Origin of the sequence: Micromonospora sp. NPDC052213 (genome assembly GCF_040679695.1) — a bacterium.
Classification (GTDB): domain Bacteria; phylum Actinomycetota; class Actinomycetes; order Mycobacteriales; family Micromonosporaceae; genus Micromonospora.
This window is the reverse complement of record NZ_JBFAVI010000273.1, coordinates 1-5,459: the sequence shown is the minus strand read 5'-3', so window position 1 is coordinate 5,459 and position 5,459 is coordinate 1. Positions and strand designations below refer to the sequence as shown.

Here is a 5,459-nt window from a genome sequence, read left to right as displayed (position 1 = left end):
TGACCGCCGGCATCGCCGAGCTGGCCGGCGCCACCGGGGACCCGGGCGACGACCCCGGCGCCCGGGCGGTCAGCCCTTGTTCTTGATCTGGCTGTTCCAGTGGTTGATCCACTCGGTCTCGTTCTTGCCGATCACGTCCCAGTCGACGTCCAGCGGCTTGAGCTGGAGCTGGGCCAGCCACTCCGGCTTCTCGGCGATGTCCACGGCCGGGATCTGGTAGTAGTCCTTGGCCAGGTCGGCGCGGAGCTTGTCGTCGAAGAGGAACTCGATGAACTTCTGCGCGCCCTCGCTGTTGCCGCCCTTGACCGCGGCCAGGCCGTCGACCAGCACCGGGGCGCCGGAGGCCGGCATGACGTAGCCGAACGGCATGTTCGACTGGTGGGCCTGCAGCAGGATGTCCTGCAGGTTCCAGGCGCTGAGCGTGCCCTGCTGGCGGGACAGCTTCAGGTAGAGGTCGGTCGGGTTGGCCGCGTACGCGCCGGTGTTGGCGTCGAGCTTCTTGAGCCAGTCGTAGCCGGGCTGCGGGTTGCTGCCGTCCGCGGACTGGCGCACGATCATCGCGGCGTAGATCGACCGCATGGTGCCGGACGCGGCCACGTCCCGGATGATGATCTTGTCCTTCCACTCCGGCTTGAGCAGGTCGTCCCAGTCCTTCGGGGCCTGCTCCGGGGTGAGGGCCTTGTTGTTGTACATGATGACCTCGGGCAGCAGGATCTCCCCGAACCAGCGGCCCTCGGCGTCCTTGTACTTGGCGTCCATCTTGCTGGCGAAGGCCGGCTGCCAGGAGGTCAGCAGGTCCTCGGACGCGCCGGCCGCGAGGCCCTGCTGGGTGCCGCCCCACCAGACGTCGGCCTGCGGGTTGGCCTTCTCGGCCCGCACCCGCTCCAGGATCTCCTGGGCGCCGAGGTTGAGGATCTCGACCTTGCCCTTGTACTCGGGGTACTTGGCGGTGAACTGGTCCACGACGTAGTCGGAGACCTTCTTGTCGCGGGCGGTGTAGATGGTCAGCTTCTCGGCGCTGCCGCCGCTGGCCGTGTCGTCACCGCCGCCGCCACAGGCGGTGCCGGCGGCGAGCACGGTGGCGAGCGCGCCGGCGAGGAGAAGGCGACGTTTCATGGGGTACCTCCGAGGGTGAGGGGAACTACGTTGTTCGGGGTGTGAGGTCAGGGGGTCGGCAGCAGCGTGGGCAGGCCCGCTGCGGCCGCGGAGAGGGCGTAGCTGACGGCGCCGTGCAGCACCGCCCGGTCACCGAGCACCGCCCGGCGGACGTCGGTGGCGCTCGGCGCGGCGGCGCTGACGAGCGCCTGGAGCCGGTCGACGGCGGCGTCGTCGAGCTGGGCGGCGGCGCCGCTGAGCAGCACCCGCCCGGGGTCGACGACGCAGACGCAGGAGACGATCAGCCGGGACCAGGCCGCAAGCAGCTCGTCGAGGTACGCGGCGGCCCGCCCGTCGGTGGCGGCCAGCTCCACCAGGGCGGCCACGGGCGAGTCCGGGCGCCGCCCGGGGGCCAGCGCCACCACCCGCTCGGCGATGGCGTTCTCCGACCAGCGGGCCTCGAACGGGCCAATCCCGTCGTGGCCCCGGTCGGCCGGGTCCAGCGGCAGGAATCCAACCTCGCCGGCGGCCCCGCCCGCGCCCCGGCGGACCTGCCCGTCGAGCACGAGGCCGGCGCCGATGCCGTCGGCGACGTGCAGCAGCAGCAGGTCGGCGACGTCGCTGCCGGCGCCGACCGCGTGCTCACCGGCGGCCATCAGGTTCACGTCGTTGTCCACCAGCACCGGCACCCCGAGCCGGCGTTGCACCGACTCCCCCACCGGCCGCGCCTCGACGAGGCCGACCGAGGGGGCCAGGCGGACGGCGCCGCCGGTGGAGATGCCGGGCGCGGCGACGGCCACCCCGCGCAGCGCCGGCAGGCCGTCGCCGACCAGCTCGGGCACCGAGCGGCAGATGGTGTCGACGATGTCGCCGGCGAGCCGCACCGCGCGGTGGGCGATCACGGTCCCGTCACTGTCGGCGATCTCGCAGCTGAGCCGGGACGGCTCCAGCGAGACCGCGGCAACCAGCTCGGCCCGGGGGTTGAACTCCAGCATCGCCCGGGGACGGCCGGCGCGCGACGCGCCGGGACCACGCTCGATGAGGTAACCCTCGGCGATCAGCTCCCGCACGAGCGGGGTGAGCGTGGCGGGGCTCAGGCCGGTGAGCTCGGTCAGCTCGGCGCGGGAGAGCACCCGCACCTGGCGGGCGGTGGAGATCACGGAAAGCCGCTTGATCTCCTTCGACCGCTCCCGGCTCACCGGGCTCGTCGGTGGCGTCACCACGTCAGTCACACTTCCTTCCTACGGCGAACGAACTATCGAGTCAAGTAACGAAACCGTCTCGTTACCTTGCGGCCACCTTCACGAGCAGCAGAAACACCCTTCGCGGAGCCCGCCGGAGTCGAGCGCACGCGCCGCCGACCGAGGCATGGAAGACCGCCTGACCCCTTGTTTGTTTCTTTCGCAAATAAAGAAAGACCTTGCAAAGCATTGACGGGCCGCCGCACCGGTCCCTAGCGTCACCGGGCGAAGGCCTTCCAGTGTGTACGGATCTCCGTGCCGCTGCGTACCCCGGTGCCGTGGCGCCCCTCGCGCCCCGCGCCCCCCACCGCCGCCGTCTCGCCGTCCGACCACGACCCCGCGTCCGCGCCGCCGTGCGCCCGACGTCGGTGGCCGCTGCGCGGACCTCGCGTGTCGCGAAAGGACCTGCATGCGACTCAAGTCGTTCCTGCTACCCACGGCGCTCGCCCTGGCCCTGTCCGGGGCGCCCGCCGTCGCCCTGGCCGCCCCCACCGACGCCCCGCCGACCGACACCGTCGATCTGGACGTCCTCTTCGTCAGCGCCCACCCCGACGACGAGGCCGGCAGCCTCGCCACCCTCGGCCAGTGGAAGGAGAAGCACGGCGCCAAGGCGGGCGTCGTGACCATCACCCGCGGCGAGGGCGGCGGCAACGCCGTCGGCCTCGAGGAGGGCCCGCCGCTGGGCATCATCCGCGAGCGCGAGGAGCGCACCGCGATCGGCCGGGCCGGCGTGGAGAACCTGTACAACCTCGACCGCGTCGACTTCTGGTACACCGCCTCCGCGCCGCTGTCCGAGCAGATCTGGGGGCACGACGACACCCTGGCCCAGATCGTCCGGGTGATCCGGCAGACCCGGCCCGAGATCGTCATGACGATGAACCCGTCGCCGACGCCCGGCAACCACGGCAACCACCAGCAGGCCGCCCGGTTCGCCGCCGAGGCGTTCCACGCCGCCGCCGACCCGGCCGCCTTCCCCGAGCAGCTCACCCAGGAGGGCCTGAAGCCGTTCCGGGCCGCGAAGTTCCTGCGTACCGGCGGGACCGGCAGCTCGGCGACCGGGGCGCAGTGCGCGTCCAGCTTCGTGCCGACCGTCCCGACCGACCAGGTGTTCGGCGTCTGGGAGGGCACCCCGAGCGCCGACGGCAGGACCTGGGCCGAGGTCGAGGTCGACGCCCGCCGGGACTACGTCACCCAGGGCTGGGCCGGCACCGCCGCCGCCCCCACCGACCCCGCGAAGATCCGCTGCGACTTCTACACCCTGGTCGACAGCCGCGTCCCGTACGACCCGGCGGACACCTCGCCGGAGGCCATCCTGCGCGGCTCGGTGCTGCCGGCGACGGCCGGCGGGCTTCCCCAGGGCACCGAGCTCTACCTGACCGCCGACCGGTTCGATCTCGCCCCCGGCGAGACCGTCGAGGTCACCGCGCACGTCCGCGCCCCGCACAACCGGGCGCTCACCGCGCCGCGGGTCTCCCTGCGGCTGCCGCAGGGCTGGACCGCCACCGGCTCCGGCGCGCTGCGCGGCGCCGTCCCCGCCGGCACGGAGCGGACCGTCACCTTCACCATGACCGTTCCCGCCGGCGCCGACACCAACGAGCAGCACCTCGTCGGCGCGAACCTGACCACCGGCCAGGGCGCCGGCCGCACCGACCGCGCGGTCCGGGTGGTCGCCGACGTGCGCGGCACCCTGGAGCCACTGCCCGAGGTCGGGCTGTTCCGCACCTGGGCCGGCGACAGCGGCTACCCGCAGCTGGACACCCTGATCAAGCCGGTCCTCACCGTCGGCTCCGGCAAGAGCCGGACCGTCCGGGTCGACCTGCGCAACCATGGCGAGGCCCCCCAGAGCGGCACCGTCGCCCTCGGCCTGCCGGCCGGCTTCACCGCCGACGCGGCGACCAAGAGCTACGCCGAGCTGGCGCCGGGCGCGACCGGGGCGGTCACCTTCACCGTCACCAACAGCGACGCCACCCTGCCGACCGCCAACGAGGGCGGCGACGGCGGCGACTACGGCATCACCATCACCACCACCAGCGCCGCCGGCAGCACCGTGGAGACCGGCGCACTGGAGATCGTGCCCACCAGCGAGGTGCCGCACGCCGGGCACGACCACGCCGTCGACGGGGTGGCCTCCCCGGGCGAGTACCCCGGCGAGGAGCTGGACCTGTCCCGGATCTGGGAGGGGCAGGCCACCACGCCGCAGGACGCCTCGGCCACGGGCCGCGTCGCCTGGACCGAGGACGCGCTGAAGGTGTTCGTCCAGGTCACCGACGACGTGCTCGGCAAGAAGGTGGTGCCGCAGGACTGCAAGCGGCAGCGGCGTACCGACAGCGTCGAGATCATCGTCGACCCGAAGGGGAACTCGACGGACACCTCGACGGTGTTCAAGGCCGGCATCTTCCCGGTCACCGACGACCCCGCGGGCGGCAACCCGCCGTGCTGGCAGCGCGACGCCGACAACCGGCAGGGCCCGGGCGCCACGACCGCACCGGGGATGACGGTGGTCAGCAAGGTCACCGCGCCGTACGCCGGCTACACCATCGAGGCGAGCATCCCGTTCGCGGTGCTGCCCGACGCCGTCGACCCGGCCCGGATGGGCTTCAACGTGCTGGTCTACGACTCGGACACCCAGGACCTGACCTCCCAGTCCCGGCTGGGCTGGTCCACCTTCACCGGCGTCCGCGCCGACCCGTACCGGTACGGCCTGATGACCCTGCCCGGGTACACCCCGGCCGGGCGGCAGCCCAGTGCCCCAGTGTTCCCGGACACCGCCGCCCGCAGCGTGCACAGCCCGCAGACCATCGCGCAGTCCGCGGTCGACGGCGTCGCGCCGGCCGCCGTGGCCCGGCTCCCCGAGCGGGCGCTGCGGCTGACCGGCCAGCGCCAGGTGGCCGGCGGGGTGCAGGTGACGGTCCTCGCCGACCGCGCGGGCACCGCGTACCTGCACGCCTGGGACGGTGACCGTTCGCTCGGTGAGCGGTCCGTGCAGCTGCGCCCCGGCGACCCGGTGACCGTACTGGTCCCGGTCACCGGCGGCACGGCCGACGGCCTGCTGGCCGCGTTCGAGGCCGGCGGCGCCGCGCTGGCCCGCCACGTGCCGCTGACCTGACCGGCGCCGGCCCGGCC

The 5,459-nt window shown here is 73.4% G+C and carries 3 protein-coding genes; 1 reads left to right on the top strand and 2 read right to left on the bottom strand.

From position 1 onward, the window contains the following. Positions 1–69 precede the first annotated feature (69 nt). Positions 70–1,116 (bottom strand): extracellular solute-binding protein, encoded by a 1,047-nt coding sequence (locus tag AB0L34_RS32660; RefSeq protein ID WP_357461824.1) that lies wholly within the window; start codon positions 1,114–1,116, stop codon positions 70–72. 47 nt (positions 1,117–1,163) lie between these two features. Further along, a complete protein-coding gene (locus AB0L34_RS32655; protein ID WP_350706160.1) occupies positions 1,164–2,327 on the bottom strand; it encodes an ROK family protein in 1,164 nt (387 codons plus the stop codon). Positions 2,328–2,745: 418 nt separating this feature from the next. On the opposite strand from AB0L34_RS32655, the gene AB0L34_RS32650 reads away from it, so the two are divergent. Continuing rightward, positions 2,746–5,442: a sugar-binding protein gene (locus AB0L34_RS32650; RefSeq protein WP_363709396.1), complete on the top strand. Its 2,697-nt coding sequence runs from the start codon at positions 2,746–2,748 to the stop codon at positions 5,440–5,442. Positions 5,443–5,459: the final 17 nt, after the last annotated feature.

Bases quoted from the DNA above. Each gene is read 5' to 3' on its own strand.
- AB0L34_RS32660 (WP_357461824.1), bottom strand. From the start codon at position 1,116: ATGAAACGTCGCCTTCTCCTCGCCGGCGCGCTCGCCACCGTGCTCGCC.
- AB0L34_RS32650 (WP_363709396.1), top strand. From the start codon at position 2,746: ATGCGACTCAAGTCGTTCCTGCTACCCACGGCGCTCGCCCTGGCCCTG.